The organism is Desulfosporosinus meridiei DSM 13257, from assembly GCF_000231385.2.
Lineage (GTDB): Bacteria > Bacillota > Desulfitobacteriia > Desulfitobacteriales > Desulfitobacteriaceae > Desulfosporosinus > Desulfosporosinus meridiei.
The window spans coordinates 4643201-4661544 of sequence record NC_018515.1 but is presented as its reverse complement, the minus strand read 5'-3'; the positions used below and the strand labels follow the sequence as shown (position 1 = coordinate 4661544).

Sequence of the window (18344 nt, the reverse complement as noted above, 5' to 3'; positions counted from 1 at the left end):
CCTACAGTAATTTACTTAGGTTCTCCTATTTTCGAATACAAGTACCATTTTTGACTTGAGATAATACTTTGCAGTATTTTCAAACGTTGCATTGTGTATAAACGTTTATCAATTTTCCGGTTTTTCTTAGGATTAAAAAGTAGTTCAATATTACCATCATCTGAAACGGATAATAAGCCAATATTTCTACTATTAAAAAATGGAATCAAATCTACTCCATTATTAGGAATTCTAGCTTTGTCGAGGGCAACATATGAGTAATCAGAGAACATAAGGTTATATTCTGCTTGTCCTAAAGCTTCTCTCCAATTACACAACTTAAGTTCTATAGATATCATACCAAGACTGTCTATTTTAACCAAATCATTAATTTGATATGACATTCGTGATACTTGTTTGATTAATTTATGCTTAATAAGCTTATATAAAAGTTTTTCTAATTCATCCGGGTTCATGAAGAGCTCTTTCTGGAGACGTTTTATTGTAACTTGAGGGTACAAGTAAAATATAGATAGTATTTCCATAAGGATATTGTTGATATATTTTAATGGGCTATATGATTCTACATTATTGAAATACCCATCGGGAAGAGCGTAGGCAATTGCCATATCAATAAGACGATATTTCACTGGTAATTCATAGGTTAAAGCTAGATTCTCGTGATTTGCAATTCTTTGAGAAAAGATCCCTAGATTATTTGTTACTACTGGTGTCATCTCCTTTTCTAATTCGAACATTTTTTCACCTCCAAAAGAGTGGGAATATATTACAATTGTATTATAGGTATATATCTTATAATATAACTTTTTATTACTATTGCAATAAATACTTTGTTGTTTTAATTTAATACTCAATTTTATAATAACGTTGTCCAATTCAAGTCCCAGCCTGTTCGAAAACGCCCCTTATGGGGTCTTTTCTTTTTCCTTGAAATACCCTATAATAGAACATATGTTCTAGTATAGGAGGAACAACCATGAACAGTCCAATCAAATGGATGGGTGGCAAATATAGATTAAGAAAGACCATCGTAAAAATGATCCCGGAGCATATATGCTATTGTGAACCGTTTGGTGGAGCTGGCTGGGTACTCTTTGAAAAGCCTCCTTCCGAAGTGGAGGTCTATAACGACATAAATTCTGAACTGGTCAACTTCTTCCGAGTCGTAAAAGAAAAGCCCGAACAATTCATTCAGGCCTTTGATTATTTGCTTATTTCAAGAGAGATCTTCCAGAAATACAAAGCATTAAGCCTCGCCGGTACATCCGATGTAAATAGGGCAGTCAGATTCTATTACCTACTTCATTTCAGCTTTGGAGCATTGATGAAGGACTTCATGATTACTCCTTTGAAAAAGCCGCCAATGGTTCTTGAGCGGGTAAGGGATAACATTACATCCGTGAGGGACAGACTGGTAAATACAATCATCGAAAATAGAGATGTCGAAAAAATTATTTCCAGTTATGATCGAAGCTCAACGTTTTTCTATTGCGATCCGCCTTATTACGGCCTAGCTGACTACAAAAGCCAAGGGAGCAAACCATTCACGAAAGAAGATCATATCAGGCTTAAGGAATGCCTTGCAAAAATTCAAGGAAAGTTCTTGCTGAGTATTAATGACCATCCGGAGATCCGAGAGCTGTATACCGGGTTTAACATTAACCCGATTGAAGTAAGATATTCGGTCTGCAGAACTGACAAAAGTAGTAAGGCCGGGGAGTTACTCATTAGCAATTACGAAGTGGGGGTAGAAAAGTGAAACTCTTAGCAGCCCCCATCGAGGTCTTAGCTTGGTTTGAGAACGGCAAACCCCACCCCTTAAGATTCAAGCTTGATGAAAAAGAACTTAAAATTGATAAAGTAGTTTCCGTGTCCGAAGAAAAACTTGCTGGCAATCGTATGCTCATCTTTAAATGTCAGAGCGAGATCAAAGGTGAAGTACAAATTTTCGAGATCAAATATGAACTTAATACCTGCAGGTGGCTTTTATGGAAGATGTGAGGCATAACTGGGTATACTAATCCTCAAAACTAATCGGAGGATACTGTATGCGCGAGCTAGAGGAGATAATGAAGCAGATTGAAGAATTACGATTAAGTATGGTCAGGATAAAAGATGGGAAAACCACCCTCACGGATCAGGAAGTTATCACTGCAAGCCAGATGCTTGATGCGGTCTTGAATGAGTATTATAAAGTCTTAAAGTCGCTAGTAGATAAGAATAAGGGAGTGTAGAAAGGAGAGCTTAGCGGCTCTCCTTTTTTCGAAAGGATCTGGTTACTATGGTTGTCATCCAAATGCCGGATTGTCCAATAAGGTTACAAGCTTAGGCTCTCGCTAAACGGCGGGGGCTCTTTTTATTTGTCAAAGATCAAATATATAAAGGGGAGTTGTACTCCTCCCTCGAAGCGGGATCCCGCGACCTCCCCAGTGCTTGTCCGGATCGGTTTCGACCACGTCCCTGGTGGCCATCGTCAGGCGGGGTTAAACTACTTTGAAGGTGACTTCATTACTGGGGTTTTCCTTAACCAGCAGAGCCTTCATATCAGTAACCGTCATGTTATTATCCAACGCTCCCTGTATCACTTCGACCAGTCTTTTCCCATCCAAGTAAGCCCAAATCTTTTTCCGTTTCATGCATATCATCCTTTCTTTCGCGCCGGGCTCAGCTGCCCGGCTTCAGCTTTTCCTCCGCTATGCAATTTTACTAATGCGCACTACCGTAAATACTTCTGATTGCGATTGTGTTATGCTAACGCCCTCATTTTCCGTATCAATTTCTAGTTCCAACGCTTCAAGAATCTGATCCTTCCAAGTTTTTCGGCGTTCCTCATACTCAGCCTTATGTGCTTTCCATTCGGCGTCACCTTTCTCGCCGTCTTCGTAGCAATCTCGGGTATAAATATCCAGGCGTTCAGGGCGATATGGTTTAGGCAGACAGTGGTTGCCTCTACTAAATACGAGCTGTCGACATAAGTCCCTTTGTCTACAAACGCTCCTTTTGCGATCACCTGTAAGGCAAACTCATTACCTTCAAACTTTACTGTCATTTCCGTTTCCTCCCTTATTTAACCATTTTGTTGGTTAATTTAATTAACTTGTTATACATAATATACGTCTAAACCACTAAGATGTCAACTAAAACAATTAACTTCTTGACTAAATTTATTAACTTTGTTATTCTTGGATTAGGGAGTTGATTATATTGGTCGAAAATAGATTGAGCGAAATCATGGGCCGCAAACGGCTTAAAATATCTGATGTGGTTAAGGGCACTGAGCTTGCGAGAAATACAGTTGTTGAGCTTTATCATGGCCGGGCTAAAAGGGTTGATCTCGAAACCTTAGATAAGCTCTGTAACTTTTTGGATGTTGGAATAGGTGAGATATTTGAGCACAAAAAAGACGCCGGGTGTTAGCCGGCGCTTTGTCACACTTTTATGGACATGGTCATATAGTGTAGTAGATCAGTTGGAAGTTTTTTCTTAGGGACAGAAACCTGGTGTGTGGTGGCACCGGGCTTCTGTTTTTTAAGAAGAGCTTTATTTGCTCTCCTTTTTGCTTATCCTCATATTCAGCTCAATGACCGACCTCTCTATTTGCTTAACTGACTCAAGGATTTGCTGATTTGCCTCGCGCACTCCGTTAGTAACAGCTGTCTTGATTAAATAGTAGAGTAGGGCAAAGGAGAAAATCCAAACAATCAAAAAGACGATCTGGCCGGCTGATCTAAGTGAATCTTGCATAGGATCATCCTTTCCAGAATATTAGCCCCCGGCGGTGTTGCTGGGGGCCTTTTAGTCTATTTATCGCTCCACATAGATTTCATCATATCCCTAATTATTGCTTTTCTCTTCTCAGTCTCTTCAGGTGCAACTGAATATTTACCATCATCAAACAATAGGCAATCACCTGGTTTTAAGCTACTTGGAAGATTATCTAAGGGAACATCTTTTGTTGTTCGATCTGGAAACTCAATTACTGCAAATTTCCCTTCGAATCTATCAACTACAACTATCATGCAGCCCTCCTTATTGGGGATATCTCGATACGACTTGACCTTGTGAATTATATAATGTTCCGGGATCCCCACTGTTATTCCATATATTACTCTGCGTCCAAAGTAGAGTATTAGCACCTGCTGCTGCGTTAGGGCCACTTACAATCATTAAAGAACCACCAACCGGAATCTTTGTGCCGGATGGGAATGCAAAGGTTTGTGAACCTTGCTCACTTATGAGTTTCCAACCTGTCAGATCAACCTCGTGGGGTCCCGCGTTACTAATAGATACAACTTCCGCACCTAAGTCAATACTTGTAATTTTAACGGAATCAGAAGACACAGGAGATGTTGCAGGAGTAGAAGGAGTAGTTGGCGTAACGGATGGATTAGTGTTAAATGAAACTGAAGTTCCGTTGGTAGTGGCTACAATTGTTCCAGATATATCTGTTCTATAAACACTAACTCCATGCTGACTTAAACGATTTAGGATTTCATCGGTGGGGTGCCCATAACTATTAGATCCTACTGAGATGACGGCGTATTTCGGATTAACTGCATCAAGGAATGCTTCCGATGTTGAAGAGTTTGATCCGTGGTGGCCAACTTTAAGTACTGTGCTTTTAAGATTGACTCCGGATGCTATCATATCCTTCTCGGATCCAGCTTCAGCGTCGCCGGTAAAGAGAAAACTGGTTGAACCATATTTTAATTGAAGGACTGCAGAAAACTCATTTCCCTCGTCATATGAGTCTTTAGTTGGCCCAACGAAATTTGCCTCTATGCCAGTTTCAAGATCTAGGGCGACACCAGCCTTTGCTAGGTTAAAGGTTAAACTCTTTGATTGCATAGCGGCCAATAAGTCCTCAAAAGTATAGGTGTTATTAGTTACGTTGGGCATGTAAACCTTGCCGATAGTAAAGTCTTTGATGACGGAATCAAGACTTCCGATGTGGTCGGAATCAGCATGTGTTGCAATGACATAATCGACAGTGGATACTCCGACAGACTTTAAGTAGTTTTCAATGGTCGTGGTTTGATCGGTTTTACCTCCGTCGATCAAGACATTCTTCCCTTTGGGTGTTTGTATTAGGATGGAATCTCCCTGGCCAACGTTTATAAAAGATACTTTCAGATCCTGTCCACTGGGGACTGTAGCTGATGATGATCCAAGGATTGAGCTTACTAATGAACTGGAAATGACAGCCTCGCCGCCGAGAATAGCTAGATCTTTAGATGAAGATACCTTAGTCCTTAAATATTCTTGAGTATTACTAGAAAGAGTATTCTTATCAACCAAAACTATTGGAGCCGAAATTTTTGCCGCATAAGCAGTTCCTGAAAGAGCATCAGCAAATCCATTACCTGTAGCCATGAAGATGGTACTAAAGTTATAGTTGGAATCGAAGTGTCTCAAAATGGCGATGTTTCTTGCATATTTATCGTTTCCGGATATTCTTTCAGGGTAAGGAAACCTGCTTGATACTGACTCGCTAATCTGATATGAATTGCCAACAATGTTTGATCTTGTTATTTTTGTATTTGAGCTTAAATATGAACTTACACTCTCGGGAATGTAATCACTAGGGACTAAAATAATTGGTACATTTTTTACAGCACTTACTGAGGCAATAGATAATGCATCAGTAAAGTCATTACCCGTAACAACAGAAATTTCTTGAACGGAACCCAATTGTTTGGCGATCTCTATAGCGGTGTCGTATTGGTCATTGCCGGCGAACCTACTAACGGTAACCCCCATTGCCTTTAGTTCATTTTCAACATTTGAAGAAACCACTGCGGTGCCGCCTACGATAAAGGCATTTTTTACATTTAGGCTCTGTAGAGTTTGTTTGATTACTGGAGTAAGGGCTTGTTTCTCGGTTAGAAGGATCGGCGCGTTGTATTTTTTGGCCAACGGTGCTGCAGCTAAGGCATCAGGAAAGTTCTCACCATAGGCCAAGACTGCATAATCAGATTGGGTCCATCCTTCTTTGGCAATGTTTGCAGAGGTATCGTATTGAGTGTAGCCGGCTATTCGATGATTAGATGGGGAGGCGAAAACGTTCCCGATAAAGATCATTTGAAAGAGCAATGTGAATAGAAGTGCTAATACATAAAAACGATTTCTTAATCTTGGCCTGCTTGGCCGTACTTTTACCACTTATGACCACTTCCTTTGTTTTTTTAAGAAGTTTCAATAAAACACAGAATAATCCTGCCAGTCGACAGGATTAATTGTTTTGCGATCATTTACTTCAGGTAACCTCTGAAAGTTCGTTCTTGCAGTCTTTAGCGAAGATATTTTACCTCATGGTTTATGAACTATGAAAATTAAGAAATATTGCTATTAGAAGGAATATGTCATGAAATGTAGAATTATTTTGACACTGCATTTTTGAATTTGAGAGAGAAGGAGAGACAATGTCATTTTCACTAGAAGAAAAAAGAGAGATTTTAGGTAAAGAAATTACAGAGATTTATGAACGATATCTATTAAGCAATAACGCATATTGTTTTAGTCAACAAGCAAATATGGAATCCATTAACAAATATGATCAATTTAAAAGCGATGTAGCCAAATTATTAGATGTACATAAAAGTAATGTTCATATATTTGGAAGTGGAAAGCTAGGATTTAGTTTAAACCCTGTGAAGAACTTGAAGGATTTTGATGATAAATCAGATATTGATATTGCAATAATTAGTGACACACATTATAGAATGTTTAGAGAAGCATACATTAAGGGATTCTATAATAATAAGTATAAGTATAATAAGCATTGGAAAGTAACCAGTGCGATATTCAGAAGGTTTATTATCTTTGATGGATTTACAGAGAAGAATGAAGAGTATATTAAGTGGATCGAGAAAACAGGAAGCTTCAAATCCGATATACAGATACATTATGAATTAGGTAATGATATTAATTATAGAATATTTAAATCTTGGGATGCAGTTAAATCTTATTATGAAAAGTCAATAAAAGAATGTAAGGAGAAAATAAATTGAGAATAATTGAAAAAATGCAAACAGAGATCAAGACATCTAAATGGCTTATTGATGCACGAAAAAATGGAACGCTAGTAATTGATAACTCATTTCAAAGAAATTATGTTTGGTCAAAAAGGGATCAGGTTAAGCTTGTTGAGACCATTTTACTAGGATATTCAATTCCTGAGATATATTTATATAATGTATCTGTTGATCCTAACTCTGGCGTGATGATAACTAGCATTATCGACGGCCAACAACGTATAGGGTCAATTTCAGACTATATTAATAATGAGTTCGCCTTATCCTCGCAATATCTAAGCGATTCTAATGCATCGTTTTCAAATAAATACTTTAATGAATTAAGTGTAGATGAGAAAAAAATAATTTGGAGTTACCCCTTCACTTCAAGAGTGATTAATACAGAAATTGATAGAGAGCATATAGTGGAGTTGTTTTTAAGATTAAATGCAACAGATAAAACATTGAATCCTCAGGAACTTAGAAATGCCGAATTTAACGGAGAATTCATAAAACAAGCTGAAAGAATTGCCGATTTAGAATTTTGGAAGTGTATTTTTACACCAAGTAAAACTAGACGTATGCTTGATATTGAATTTATAAGTCAAATACTAGTTTATTTTAGATTTGGAATCGAAAACGAATTAAGCCAAGAGGCAATTAATCAAGCATACGATATGTTTAATGAAAAATATGATAAAAAAGATGAAGATTATGTAAGATTTACCAAAATAATTTCTGCATTACAAGATTTTGTAGATACTCCGGTAATTGATAAGTTTATGAAAAGGGTGACACACCTTTATACTTTGATAATAGTTTTGGATTATTTTTTGGGAAAAATTCCCGAATATGTTAAGGATGAATCATTCAAGGTTAGATTGCAAATTTTTGCAGATGCAGTAATTAATAATAACGACAGTTATATAGAAGAATCAGAATTAGGAAAAATTAACGAATATAGACAACTATCCTTAGAGGGAACTAAAAGAAAAGACAATCGTATAAAACGTGTAAATTTACTTAAAAAATTTCTGACTAATTAAGTGGTAAACGGTTTTTAAGTGAGTTAATATAACTCTGCAGTTTAGTTCGCTAAACTCCCATTTAGAGAATGTTGCTTGTTTTCAACAGTACATAAAACTACTAACGGGCATGACAAAACTTTAAGATGCATATAAGAGGGTGGGTTTTAAAAGGACGAGAGGGTATTTGTTTAGGGATACCAGCAGTACCGCCTCGCCTCCACCATCTAAACCCTCGAATGTGGTGGAGATACATAAAAACGAAAGCCTTGAGGTACATCATCAAAATTGTACTGCTCAAGGCTTTTTTGCATTCTAGAATGAAATCAATTTTAAACTGTCCATTATTAATTATATTATGATTTATCACCTCACGTAGTTATGCTCTTTCGCTTGATTTGGATACGCCGGCAGGCGTCAACTTGTAGCCCTAAACGCCAGTATTGAAGCAGCTCGAGCGGGTGAGAACGGCAGGGGCTTTGGGTCTGCTATAAATTTGGTTTTTTGTTGGGTTTGGGTGAGTGAGCCACGCCTCGATATTCAGAGGAAAGAGGGAACTATAATTTAAAGCATTATCTCTGGAGGATCACCGCCGGGTTTCTGCTTAAATTCGGAATCGATTCCCAATTTGAGCTACATCCAGGCGATGATCCTTTGGGGAGTTCCCGAGGAGAATTGCTCTGACCGCCAACCAGGGTGAAGTCACAGAAATAACCTCTGAGCGGGATGAGCTGAGAAAACAGGCTTATCCGACCCCGTTAACTGTTACTGGGCTAATATCCCAACTTCCGTCATAACCGCCGGGGAAATACTGATAAGTAGCTGCTTCTTTGTTTTCACCTGTCAAACGGACTGCAAAGGCTGAGCCGTCGGATAAACTGCTGACAACTGAAACACCGATTTCCGGAGTTGCCGCGATGACCTTACTGCTAACAATGGAGATGTTTTCTGGCAATAATTGGGTGATGTCTGCTAGGGCCTTCTTTTCCCAAGCCGGATCCTGGGGATTTTGACTGATTACGTCAGCGTAGGAGAAGTTATAGCAGCTGGCAGTAAGGAGTGCCCCGCTCACAGAGTCAACCGAAGCTAAGTACCTTTTGGCGCTCTTGTCATCGTTGGAGGTGTGGAAGACGACGGTCCAATTGTCTGAATTAGGCACAGAACTTCTGGCGAAACTCGCTTCAGCCGTATAGCCGGTAAAATCCACTCTATAGGCTTTTACCAGGATTTCGGCCGCATAAGCGGCAGCTTGTTCTGCGGAAATATCTTTGTCGCCAGGAATGGTATTGGCAAGAACTGCCTGGTATTTTTCCTCAATTTCTTCTGGGGTAAGATTCTTGTTCAGGCTTAATTTAGTTTTAAAAGCTTGTTTTCTTTCCGGATCAGGGGAACCCTTGGATAGATCAACAAGATTGTAGCCAAGAGTAACTTGAGGAGCAGTGGGCTGAGTCTGGTCATTCGTCTGGACGGCAGTGGATAAAGCTGTACTTGCTGAGGCGTTGGCAGGTATATTGTCGTTGAGAGCATAGACCATAGTTGAGCTGCTGGCGATAATCATGGCGGCTGCTGCCCCGTAGATCCAGAACTTTTTAGCATGAGGTATAATCTTAAACATGTTTTAAACTCCTTTTCTCTAATTTGTTTGTAGCTACATACAGATCATACCTCGTCAGGCATCAGGGAGTTTTCAGCAGGTTGTAAAGGAGTCGTAAAAACCACTTGAGCCGTAGTTCCTTTGCTGAGAGAAGAGTGAATTCTCAGCTCCCCTTCATGCAAACGGGCAATCTCCCGGCAAAGGGACAAGCCCAGGCCAACACCGCCGGAGCTGCGGGAACGTGCTTTGTCCACCCGGTAAAAAGGTTCACAGATCAAGGAAAGCTCTTCGGCATCCATACCGCTGCCCGCATCTCGGACTTCCAGAACAGGAGCGGAGGAAAAATAAGCGGAGAGTTCAATGGTGGAATTCTGAGTAGAGGCCTTGGCTGCGTTGTCGATGAGGTTCAACAGCAATGACTGCAGTAGAATAGGGTCTCCTCTTAATTTATTTAAGGTGGAGTGGACAATCAGGCGTTGGCCATTCTCGTTTAACTTGGCTTCCGCCGCCGCTTTAACCTGATTAAGCAGATCCAGGGGAATAATCTCCTGCAGCTCCAGTTTACTGTTTCTAGCCAAGGCCAGGTCCAAGAGCTTAAAGGCTAAATTCTTCATTCTGTCAACTTCACTGATGATATAGCCGGCGGCTTTAAGGCGCTTAGGTTCACTGGTATGGGCATTTTGCAGATATTCGGCATAGCCGCGGATTGCCGTCAAAGGTGTTCTTAATTCATGAGCCAGATTGTCGATGAGACGTTGCTTGTCTCGGGCATTTTGATTAAGTTCGTTAATCTTCTCCTGGATACTTGAAGTCATCTGATTGAAATTATCGGCCAAATCATGGAATTCGTCCCGGCCCGGGATAGAGATCCGTTCATCGTATACTCCCCCTGCTATTTTGCGGGTAGCTTTTTGCATAATGCTGATTGGGCGAGTGAGTCTCTTTAGGATGAGCACAAGTACCAACGCGAGCACTGTTTCGACCAAAGCGCTGATCGTAATCAGATAACGGGTGAGCTGAGCGTGAGCTTTATACAACTCCGAGAGGTCACGGAAGTATGTGAGGGTATAATCCTCATACTGCCCGCCGATGCTTCCTGCGATGGACAGGTAGTGAATGCCGTTATTCTGCAGCACTTTTACAGTATAAGTATTCTTAGCACTGTCCTCCGCCTTCACATCGGCTTTGGCACCAAAAGGGATATTGCTAAATAGTGCCTCTCCCGACCGACTGAGCTCAAAAAAGACGTTTTGCTGTTGATAGTAATCAGCATAGGAACGCATGAAGCTTTCAATGGAAGCAGCTGTCGGGAAAGCGTCTTCCCGATAGTAAATGCTGTTCATCGTATCCTGAACGCCATTGATAATGAAGTGATACTCACCCAAGGCTCGGTCACTATCGCGCTTAAGGTTGAGAGAAAAGCTGTAATTCGAAGTTAGGTACAAACAGATATTGATGGAGATAATGAAGACCACCAAAATTCCTAAAAAAGCCTTCTGCCAAAATTTCACGAGTCTACCTCCAGCCGATAGCCTAATTTATACACCGTCTTTATTCGGTTTTCCCAGTTTAATTTCTTGCGCAGTTTTTGAATGTGCACATCTACGGTGCGCGTTTCTCCTAAGTAGTCATAATTCCAGGCCATTTTGAGGAGCTTTTCCCGAGACAGAGCGATGTTTTTATTTTTAATGAGGATTTCCAATAATTCATATTCTTGCAGAGCCAACTCAATCTCCCTGCCCTCCACTGTCACAGTCCTGCTGGCCAGATTAACCACCGTATTATCCAAGGTAAAGACATTCAACTCCTGATGGGTACGGCGAAGCACGGCTTCAATACGGGCCAGCAGCTCGATGGTTTCAAAGGGTTTTACAATATAGTCATCTGCTCCTAACTTAAATCCTTTAACCCGGTCTGCCAGATTGCCCATAGCTGTAAGGAAGATTACGGGAGTTCTTTCCGGGACATGCTTCATCAAGTCAAATCCGTCCAGCCCTGGCAGCATGATGTCCATAATGATCAGTGAATAAGTATGTTTGTTTATATATTCAAGTGCTTCATCCCCTGCCAAAGCTTGCTGGCTGGTATGTCCAACTAATTCAAGATTCATAGCAATCAGATCATTGATTGCTTTTTCATCCTCAACAATCAGAATATGTGCCATTTAATCACCTCGACCATAGTTTAACACGTTCCCTTCGGCAATATTGTAAGGGAGTTGTAAATTTCTAACCAAGCAAGAATAAACGGCCCACTGCAGTATGCGGATAGCAATTCTTTGCCTCCTCTGTCACACCACTCCTATCGAGGGGCGTTTTTCGTTTTTTACCCTGGGGATAATTCTTTGATAGGGTTCTTAAGGTATTCAAACTGAAGTTCGTTCAGCGCAGCAACTCTATAAAAGTGGGCATTTGCCTCAGGAGCTAGAACAGACCATTAGAAATACTGCAGAAGCAGTTGTGTGTGTTATGAAGTTGCAGGAATCCAGAGGGTTATTGACTATCTACAGAAAGAGGAAACTAATTTTTAAGCATTATCTCTGGAGGATCACCGCTTGGTTTCTGCTCAAATTCGGAATCGATTCCGAATTTGAGCTGCCATGGTCGCAGCAGGGCCGAATCTTTATTTATAACAGCGGCCCTAGGCCGCAAAATCAACAGCCATCGGCAGGCGAGGCATTTTCCCCTCTGGTAGGCTTTAATACAGGGGCGGATCATACAAATCGGTTGTTGTTGAATCTGTTATTTTTATATCTTTTTGTTGATCAATTCACCGCCGGTTGTGAGAAACATATTTTTGGAAATAATCAGTTCCATAGCGGCCTCAACTTCAGTGGCGATCAGGGCTGTCCGTGGTGCCGGCAGCGCAAGGGTAAATGTGCTTCCCCATGTTTGTAACAAAGGTCAGCCGAAGGGTCTTCTGCTGCGTATTTGCATACCAATACCCTCGTATGATTGATTGAATGGGGATCTATTCCTCAGTCAGGTCAAAGCGTTTACTCCGGGTTGCGGATATCAAATCGTATAATGTGGTTGCTATTTCGTAAAAATCCTCATCGGACACGTCCATCTTCAGCCCGGAAAGGCTTTTTTTCGGAATACCGGGGAATCGTCGGCAGTCATACCGATCTGATAACGGACAATCATCTCGGTTTCCAGTCCTGACGAAATGATAGCCATCTATAAATCCCCCTTGTTCTGGATTTTGACTGGCCACGCCTTGGTTATTCCTTTTTATCTTATGCACCTTGTCCGGCAGGGGTTACCCCTGTCTAGGGTGTTTAAAAAATACTGGCAAGAGCGTAAAGAGCCTAGGCGCTTTACGCTCTTACCAGTATTTTGTCACAAGTGAGAGCTTGAACACATAAACTATGAGTAAGATTGTTCAAATCCATCTTGTCTTATGGGAGCTTTTCCTCCGGAAAAGCTTATGAATAAGCAGAGGAGCTCGAAAATCATGACGAAGGAAATAAGCGAGCGGACGCCGCAGATTATCGCGGCCGAAAATTAACAGTATTAAAAATCAGACCAACAGAATGCTGCTTTACAGTTCAGTCAAATCGGAGGGTGCCTGACGGAGGCCAAATCCATGATCAATCATGGAGAATGGCCAATTAACTCATGCGCATCTTTGAAGAGTATGGGGCCAAGCTCACCGCCGAACAGGACAGTTCAAATTCGGAATCGATTCCGAATTTGAGCCAAAGAATTCGAAGAGCTGCTGAAGGAACTGACTAAGTAGCCGAAGGATCCGGAAGCTCATGAAGAGTATAAGAGTGAGGTAAGAGGGAGCTGAACACAATTTTAATATTCTTCCCAAAGTGACTATTAAAAAATTTTCTATAATTCTAATAAGAGAAATGTTAAGATAGGCGCACAGTTAACTAAGCGTCAAATTTATAAATGTATTAATGCCAGCAAATCAGGGGAGAGGTAATAATGATATTATCAAATTCAGGAGGGACCTTGTTTTTAACGGATAAAAGCCAACTATTCTAATCAACTATCTAAATAGTTTCTTGATTTTTTTTGGAAAACAATGAAAAGAAAAAGTTGGACAAGGATGGATAAAGAACTATATGAGCAAACAACAGTTGCCCTACGCAATTACCCTGAACCGTTTTTTAGAATTTGTTGATTTATATCCTGCTGATCCCAATGAATCAGCAGTGAAAGAATGTGAGCAGTGGTCGGTTCAGAAGTTTGAATTTAAAGATCACGGCCATATCACCTTGCCATGGATTGGTCATTTTGTCAGCCTCCAACCCGAAGACGGTAACATAAAGCTTAGTATTATAAAAAAGGGTTGTGACCCTTCAAAAGATCCAAACAATGGAATTGTTTTACAATGTGCCTTTAACAAACAGATGTCTTGGGAGGCTTTCTGTGAACGTGCAGTGAGCTGGATTGAACGTGAACAGGGGAGAATTCTTGCGGTAAGCGAACAATATTTTCAGGAGTTGGCAAAACAATTGGCCCATGGAAGAAGTTTTGCCATTCTGCATAATCTGCGTGAAATATTAGGGTTTGATCTATTTGTCCTCAATAAACAGTTAGAGATCTTAGAATGGGCAGGTGGAAACGAGCTCCCTGAAAACCCCCTACCCTTCATATCTCCTAAGCGGTCTTTGCCAAATTTATGTGACCCCGCCGAAGAACTTTTTTCTGGCAAATGGGCTGAGCCATTCAACGTCCCTCTCACATGGTATCCTTTATTAGGGGGGCAAGGGATACTCGGTTACCTAGGCATGGCCACTTCACTAAACTCCCTGGGCAGTATCGAACGGCTATTTTTAGATAAAACCGCAACTCTCTTACTTCTTGAATTGGCCAAAGCCCAGTGCGTCCAGGAAAATGAACGGCATTACCATCGGGATTTTCTTTTTGACTTACTTTATAATAATTTTGATTCTCTGGAGGTCATTATATCCCGAGGTAAATTATGGGGATGGGATTTTTCTAAACCCCACCTAGTTGTGGTAGGGGAGATCCCCGGTTTTGACCCCGACTCACCCCAACAAGAGATTTTCGAGGATATTATGTCAGAAATCATGTCTGTTTTAAGAAGCTACCGCCCCAAAACCATTTGCCTGGAACGTAATGGCCAAATTGTTATGCTATTCCCCCAAGCAGACATGATTCCAGCAAACTTATGGATTGAACAAGCTCAAACCCTTCTGCGGCCTGTTTTAAAGTTGCTGGCTGCTTATCCTAAAGAACATCAGCTTTCTTGGGGAATGGGAAATCTATATCCTACAGCCCGGTCTATTCATCGGAGTTTTCAAGAGGCACGCTCGGCCTTGGAATTGGGTCAATTGTTTGACTTGAACGAACCCCTTATTGCCTTTCAAGATCTGGGAGTAATGCGCTTGCTCTATAGACTGGATCGGCAGGAATTGGAGGATTTTCGCAATGAGATTCTAGGCCCATTGTTGAAATTCGATAGAGAAAACAATTTAGCCTTAGAAGAAACTCTACTAGTTTATTTGACTTCCAGTACGGATCTTAATGCTGCCGGGGAAAAGCTTTTCCTCCATCCCAACACACTGCGCTACCGCCTAAAAAAGGCCACGGAGATTTTAGGCCGTGATTTATCAGTTCTGGAAAACCAAATGAATCTATTTATCGCTTTGAAAATCGGCAAATTAAAAACCTTGTGGCCGGAATAAACTTTAATAAAAACTTCTCGCTTTCGGCGGAAGCCTTTCAATCTTAGGGTTGAAAGGCTTTTGTAGTTTAGTGCAAAGGGTGGGGAGTATTTTCAGTTTTTCTTACAAAGGAAGAAATCAGGGAAAACCGAATTACAAGGGAGGAAGTGATTTGTGGTACAAACAAAAGGGGAGGTGTTTTTAATGAGAGAATGTGCCAAGCAAAGAACCCCGGAGAAATATCGAGCTAAGATTAACCTATTATTAGCCTTAAGTCGATTTTTCGACCAAGGCGGAGAGCAGCTGGCAAAGACTTTAGAACCGTTAACCAAGGCTGCAGCGGTCCTCCTCCAAAGTGAAGGTCCCCAAGAAATGGAATCCGCTGTAAAAATATTAGAGGAATACCTAAACAGTAGTCCGGAAGTATACCAAGCTTTAACCTATGAGTTTAATCGTCTATTTGTGGGCCCAGCTGCCCCCAAAGCCCCTCCCTATGAATCAGTCTATCGTTCGGCAGAAGGTTTAGTCATGCAAGAGCAGACCCTGGCGGTACGAAAGATGTATCTCCGGGAAGGGTTGCATTCCCAAGAGCAGGGGCATGAACCGGATGATTTCATAGGTACTGAATTGGAATTCATGGCTTATCTCCTGTCCAGAGCTCTTAGCTCCGAGCAAGAGCAAAATCTATCTGGAGTCCAGTATTATTTGGAGCTTCACCAAGAGTTTTGCTCCAAGCACATGGAGCAATGGGTAGAAGCTTTTGCCCAAGCCATTGGCAAGTCAACCGACTATCCACTATACACGGCCCTTAGTAAAATCCTCGTAGCCGGAACACAATCAAGCTTTTGTAAGTAAGGAGGTTCATTATGAAATTATCGCGTCGTCAATTTATAGGCGGAACTGCAGCAGCAGCGGCAGGTGCTGCGTTATTCAACTTTAATCTATTAACCAAATCTGTTACAGCAGCCGACGACTCCCTCGAAGAGATGAAAACCTTTCGCAACGTCTGTCCCAGAAACTGCTATGATACCTGCGGACAAATTTCCTATGTGCAAAATGGAATTCTCAAAAAGGTTGAGGGTGACCCTAAGCATGGTTACACCAACGGCAAGCTTTGTCTTAAAGGGTATACCTATACTCGGCGGGTTTACAGTCCGGATCGGGTCAAATATCCCATGAAGCAAACTCCCCGGGGTTCAGGCAATTGGACACGCATCAGTTGGGACGAAGCCATGGACACCATCGCTAAAAAGATTCTTGAACTAAAAAGCCGCTATGGCTCGACTCTCCCGATTTGCTTTAACAAATATTCCGGGAATTTTGGCATCGTGCATTATGGAGCAGAGGGCACCATGTCCAGCATCGGTTACACGACGCGCGCCTTGGGCACTCCTTGCTGGCCGGCAGGGATCGATGCCCAAACCTACGATTTTGGAACCCTTTACAGCAATGATCCAGAGGATATGGTCAATACCAAATATCTTATCCTGTGGGGGCAAAATGCTGCCTGGACAGCAATTCACAGCCTTCCCTTTATCAATAAGGCTCGGGAACGCGGTGCCAAGCTGGTTGTAATCGATCCGGTTCTCACCTCAACAGCCTCTAAAGCGGATCTGTATATTCAAATTAACTCGAGTACGGATGGTGCTCTGGCCCTGGGAATGGCCCGACATATTCTGGACAACAACTGGGTCGACTGGGATTATGCTCGAAACAATAGTGTAGGGTTCGATGAATGGGTGGATTATCTAAAGACTAACATTACCCTTGACTGGGCTAGTGAAAAAACCGGCGTTCCCCAAGATATTATCAAGGAAATTGCCCGGGAGTATGCGACAACCAAACCGGCCTCAATGTGGGTGGGTTATGGTATGCAGCGGCATATCAACGGCGGTCAGAACGTACGGATCATCGATGCTTTAGGTGTGATGACAGGGAATGTAGGCAAATCCGGCGGAGGGGTCAATTACGGTCATCTGGAAACCTGGGGCTTTAACTACAACGCTATGGTTAATCCAGCACCCAAAGGTTCCAAAGGATTTATCGGATCTGACGGCAAAGAGGGTGACCGCAACATTAACATGAATAACTTTGCCCATGATGTGATGGCGCAAAATGATCCCCCGGTCAAAATGCTCTGGCTGGCTTGCCGAAACCCAGGTTCCCAAGATCCGGATACCAATGCTATTGAGAAAATGTTTGCAGCCATGGAATTTGTTGTGACTGTTGATTCCTTCTTTAACAAAACCGTGCAAATGTCCGACATTGTTCTCCCGGCTACAACCCATTTTGAAGATTGGGATGTCATGGCCAGTTATTGGCACTATTGGATCGGAATCAATCAGCGGGCTATTGATCCCCTGTATGAGTCCAAAAGCGATGTGGAAATCGCCATGCTGCTTTCGGAAAAAATGAATGCCTTAGACCCCGGTTCCTGTACCTTCCCAACCAGCGGAACTCCGGAAGAATGGGTCGCTAAGGAATTTAATCCGAGCATCCATAGTTTACTCGGAATCAGCGATTATCAGGAATTAATAGAAGGCCCCCGCAAAGCGAAAATGACGCCGGCATCCTGGGCTGACGGTAAATTCCGTACCCCCTCTAATAAAATCGAGATACACAGTAATTTAGCTGAGAAGAATGGATTACCGGCTTTGCCGATTTGGGTCGAAGACATGAAGGCACCGGAAAAATACCCAATCCGCCTTTTTACACCTCACCCCCAACACGGCCTTCACTCTCAGTTTCAAAATCTGGACTGGATGATGGCAGCAAACCCTGAACCGAAAGTTGAAATACACCCTGTGCTTGCAGCAAAATACGGAATTTCTGAAGGAGATAAGGTTAAAATCTACAACGATTTGGGCTCAATTATCGTTAAAGCCCATTTAACCAGGACGACTTCGCCGGAGGTGATTGTTTCCTACGAGGCCTGGTATAAGGATTCCAATTTCAATGTTAATTACACTTTGAAGGCTACTCCCAGCGACATGGGAAAACAAGCCACCGGTAATAATGGTGTGGCTTTTCATGACAACTTCGTTACGATTGAAAAAGCTTAAGGA

19 protein-coding genes and 1 pseudogene are annotated in these 18344 nt (G+C 41.7%); 9 read left to right on the top strand and 11 right to left on the bottom strand.

Features of this window, described 5'->3' with window-relative positions; translation table 11 throughout:
• Window positions 1-11: 11 nt before the first annotated feature.
• Entirely contained in the window at window positions 12-737 is a 726-nt protein-coding gene (locus DESMER_RS21400) for a PCI domain-containing protein (protein WP_014905154.1), read from the bottom strand.
• A 239-nt stretch (window positions 738-976) separates the two neighbouring features.
• Here DESMER_RS21400 and DESMER_RS21395 point away from each other — a divergent pair, with 239 nt between their 5' ends.
• Genes DESMER_RS21395 through DESMER_RS21385 form a run of 3 tightly spaced genes read left to right on the top strand, consistent with a single transcriptional unit; the run spans window position 977 to window position 2234 of the window.
• Window positions 977-1759 (top strand): DNA adenine methylase, encoded by a 783-nt coding sequence (locus tag DESMER_RS21395; RefSeq protein ID WP_014905153.1) that lies wholly within the window; start codon window positions 977-979, stop codon window positions 1757-1759.
• On the top strand, window positions 1756-2001 hold the full coding sequence (locus DESMER_RS21390; protein ID WP_014905152.1) for a hypothetical protein: 246 nt from the start codon (window positions 1756-1758) through the stop codon (window positions 1999-2001). The genes DESMER_RS21395 and DESMER_RS21390 overlap by 4 nt, the downstream gene beginning before the upstream one ends.
• A 47-nt stretch (window positions 2002-2048) precedes the next feature.
• A complete protein-coding gene (locus DESMER_RS21385) occupies window positions 2049-2234 on the top strand; it encodes an aspartyl-phosphate phosphatase Spo0E family protein (RefSeq protein WP_014905151.1) in 186 nt (61 codons plus the stop codon).
• Window positions 2235-2483: 249 nt separating this feature from the next.
• On the opposite strand, the gene DESMER_RS23840 is transcribed toward DESMER_RS21385, so the two are convergent.
• Window positions 2484-2636: a hypothetical protein gene (locus DESMER_RS23840; protein ID WP_014905150.1), complete on the bottom strand. Its 153-nt coding sequence runs from the start codon at window positions 2634-2636 to the stop codon at window positions 2484-2486.
• A 143-nt stretch (window positions 2637-2779) separates the two neighbouring features.
• The gene (locus tag DESMER_RS21380; RefSeq protein WP_014905149.1) at window positions 2780-3049 is read right to left on the bottom strand and encodes a hypothetical protein; all 270 of its coding nucleotides are present in this window, start codon (window positions 3047-3049) and stop codon (window positions 2780-2782) included.
• A gap of 155 nt (window positions 3050-3204) precedes the next feature.
• Here DESMER_RS21380 and DESMER_RS21375 point away from each other — a divergent pair, with 155 nt between their 5' ends.
• The gene (locus DESMER_RS21375; RefSeq protein ID WP_014905148.1) at window positions 3205-3417 is read left to right on the top strand and encodes a helix-turn-helix domain-containing protein; all 213 of its coding nucleotides are present in this window, start codon (window positions 3205-3207) and stop codon (window positions 3415-3417) included.
• A gap of 123 nt (window positions 3418-3540) precedes the next feature.
• On the opposite strand, the gene DESMER_RS21370 is transcribed toward DESMER_RS21375, so the two are convergent.
• The 3 genes from DESMER_RS21370 to DESMER_RS22705 are packed head-to-tail and all read right to left on the bottom strand — an operon-like array spanning window position 3541 to window position 6162.
• Complete coding sequence (locus DESMER_RS21370) at window positions 3541-3744, bottom strand: hypothetical protein (protein WP_014905147.1); 204 nt, start codon at window positions 3742-3744, stop codon at window positions 3541-3543.
• 56 nt (window positions 3745-3800) lie between these two features.
• Window positions 3801-4019: a DUF3006 domain-containing protein gene (locus DESMER_RS21365; RefSeq protein ID WP_014905146.1), complete on the bottom strand. Its 219-nt coding sequence runs from the start codon at window positions 4017-4019 to the stop codon at window positions 3801-3803.
• 10 nt (window positions 4020-4029) lie between these two features.
• Window positions 4030-6162 carry a cell wall-binding repeat-containing protein gene (locus DESMER_RS22705; protein ID WP_014905145.1) on the bottom strand — a complete coding sequence of 711 codons (2133 nt, stop codon included), beginning with the start codon at window positions 6160-6162 and terminating at the stop codon, window positions 4030-4032.
• Between the two features lie 260 nt (window positions 6163-6422).
• On the opposite strand from DESMER_RS22705, the gene DESMER_RS21350 reads away from it, so the two are divergent.
• Together DESMER_RS21350 and DESMER_RS21345 are read left to right on the top strand one after the other, a co-directional pair.
• Window positions 6423-7010, top strand: a complete 588-nt coding sequence (locus DESMER_RS21350; protein WP_014905144.1) for a hypothetical protein — start codon at window positions 6423-6425, stop codon at window positions 7008-7010.
• The gene (locus tag DESMER_RS21345; RefSeq protein WP_014905143.1) at window positions 7007-8059 is read left to right on the top strand and encodes a DUF262 domain-containing protein; all 1053 of its coding nucleotides are present in this window, start codon (window positions 7007-7009) and stop codon (window positions 8057-8059) included. Before DESMER_RS21350 ends, DESMER_RS21345 begins: the two co-directional genes overlap by 4 nt.
• Before the next feature lie 724 nt (window positions 8060-8783).
• Here DESMER_RS21345 and DESMER_RS21340 read toward each other — a convergent pair.
• The 5 genes and pseudogenes from DESMER_RS21340 to DESMER_RS24600 all read right to left on the bottom strand — a co-directional run bounded on the left by DESMER_RS21340 (window position 8784) and on the right by DESMER_RS24600 (window position 12811).
• Window positions 8784-9653 (bottom strand): hypothetical protein, encoded by an 870-nt coding sequence (locus tag DESMER_RS21340; protein WP_014905142.1) that lies wholly within the window; start codon window positions 9651-9653, stop codon window positions 8784-8786.
• A gap of 44 nt (window positions 9654-9697) precedes the next feature.
• On the bottom strand, window positions 9698-11143 hold the full coding sequence (locus DESMER_RS21335) for a sensor histidine kinase (protein WP_014905141.1): 1446 nt from the start codon (window positions 11141-11143) through the stop codon (window positions 9698-9700).
• On the bottom strand, window positions 11140-11796 hold the full coding sequence (locus tag DESMER_RS21330) for a response regulator transcription factor (protein ID WP_014905140.1): 657 nt from the start codon (window positions 11794-11796) through the stop codon (window positions 11140-11142). The genes DESMER_RS21335 and DESMER_RS21330 overlap by 4 nt, the downstream gene beginning before the upstream one ends.
• A gap of 533 nt (window positions 11797-12329) precedes the next feature.
• A pseudogene (locus tag DESMER_RS23305) lies at window positions 12330-12584 on the bottom strand (DUF2922 domain-containing protein).
• Between the two features lie 119 nt (window positions 12585-12703).
• Window positions 12704-12811: a DUF1659 domain-containing protein gene (locus DESMER_RS24600; protein WP_242831019.1), complete on the bottom strand. Its 108-nt coding sequence runs from the start codon at window positions 12809-12811 to the stop codon at window positions 12704-12706.
• An 899-nt stretch (window positions 12812-13710) separates the two neighbouring features.
• Here DESMER_RS24600 and DESMER_RS21315 point away from each other — a divergent pair.
• The 3 genes from DESMER_RS21315 (at window position 13711) to DESMER_RS21305 (ending at window position 18341) form a co-directional block, all read left to right on the top strand.
• Complete coding sequence (locus tag DESMER_RS21315; RefSeq protein ID WP_014905138.1) at window positions 13711-15300, top strand: PucR family transcriptional regulator; 1590 nt, start codon at window positions 13711-13713, stop codon at window positions 15298-15300.
• Between the two features lie 153 nt (window positions 15301-15453).
• Window positions 15454-16134 carry a TorD/DmsD family molecular chaperone gene (locus DESMER_RS21310; RefSeq protein WP_014905137.1) on the top strand — a complete coding sequence of 227 codons (681 nt, stop codon included), beginning with the start codon at window positions 15454-15456 and terminating at the stop codon, window positions 16132-16134.
• A gap of 11 nt (window positions 16135-16145) precedes the next feature.
• Complete coding sequence (locus DESMER_RS21305; protein WP_014905136.1) at window positions 16146-18341, top strand: molybdopterin-dependent oxidoreductase; 2196 nt, start codon at window positions 16146-16148, stop codon at window positions 18339-18341.
• Window positions 18342-18344: the final 3 nt, after the last annotated feature.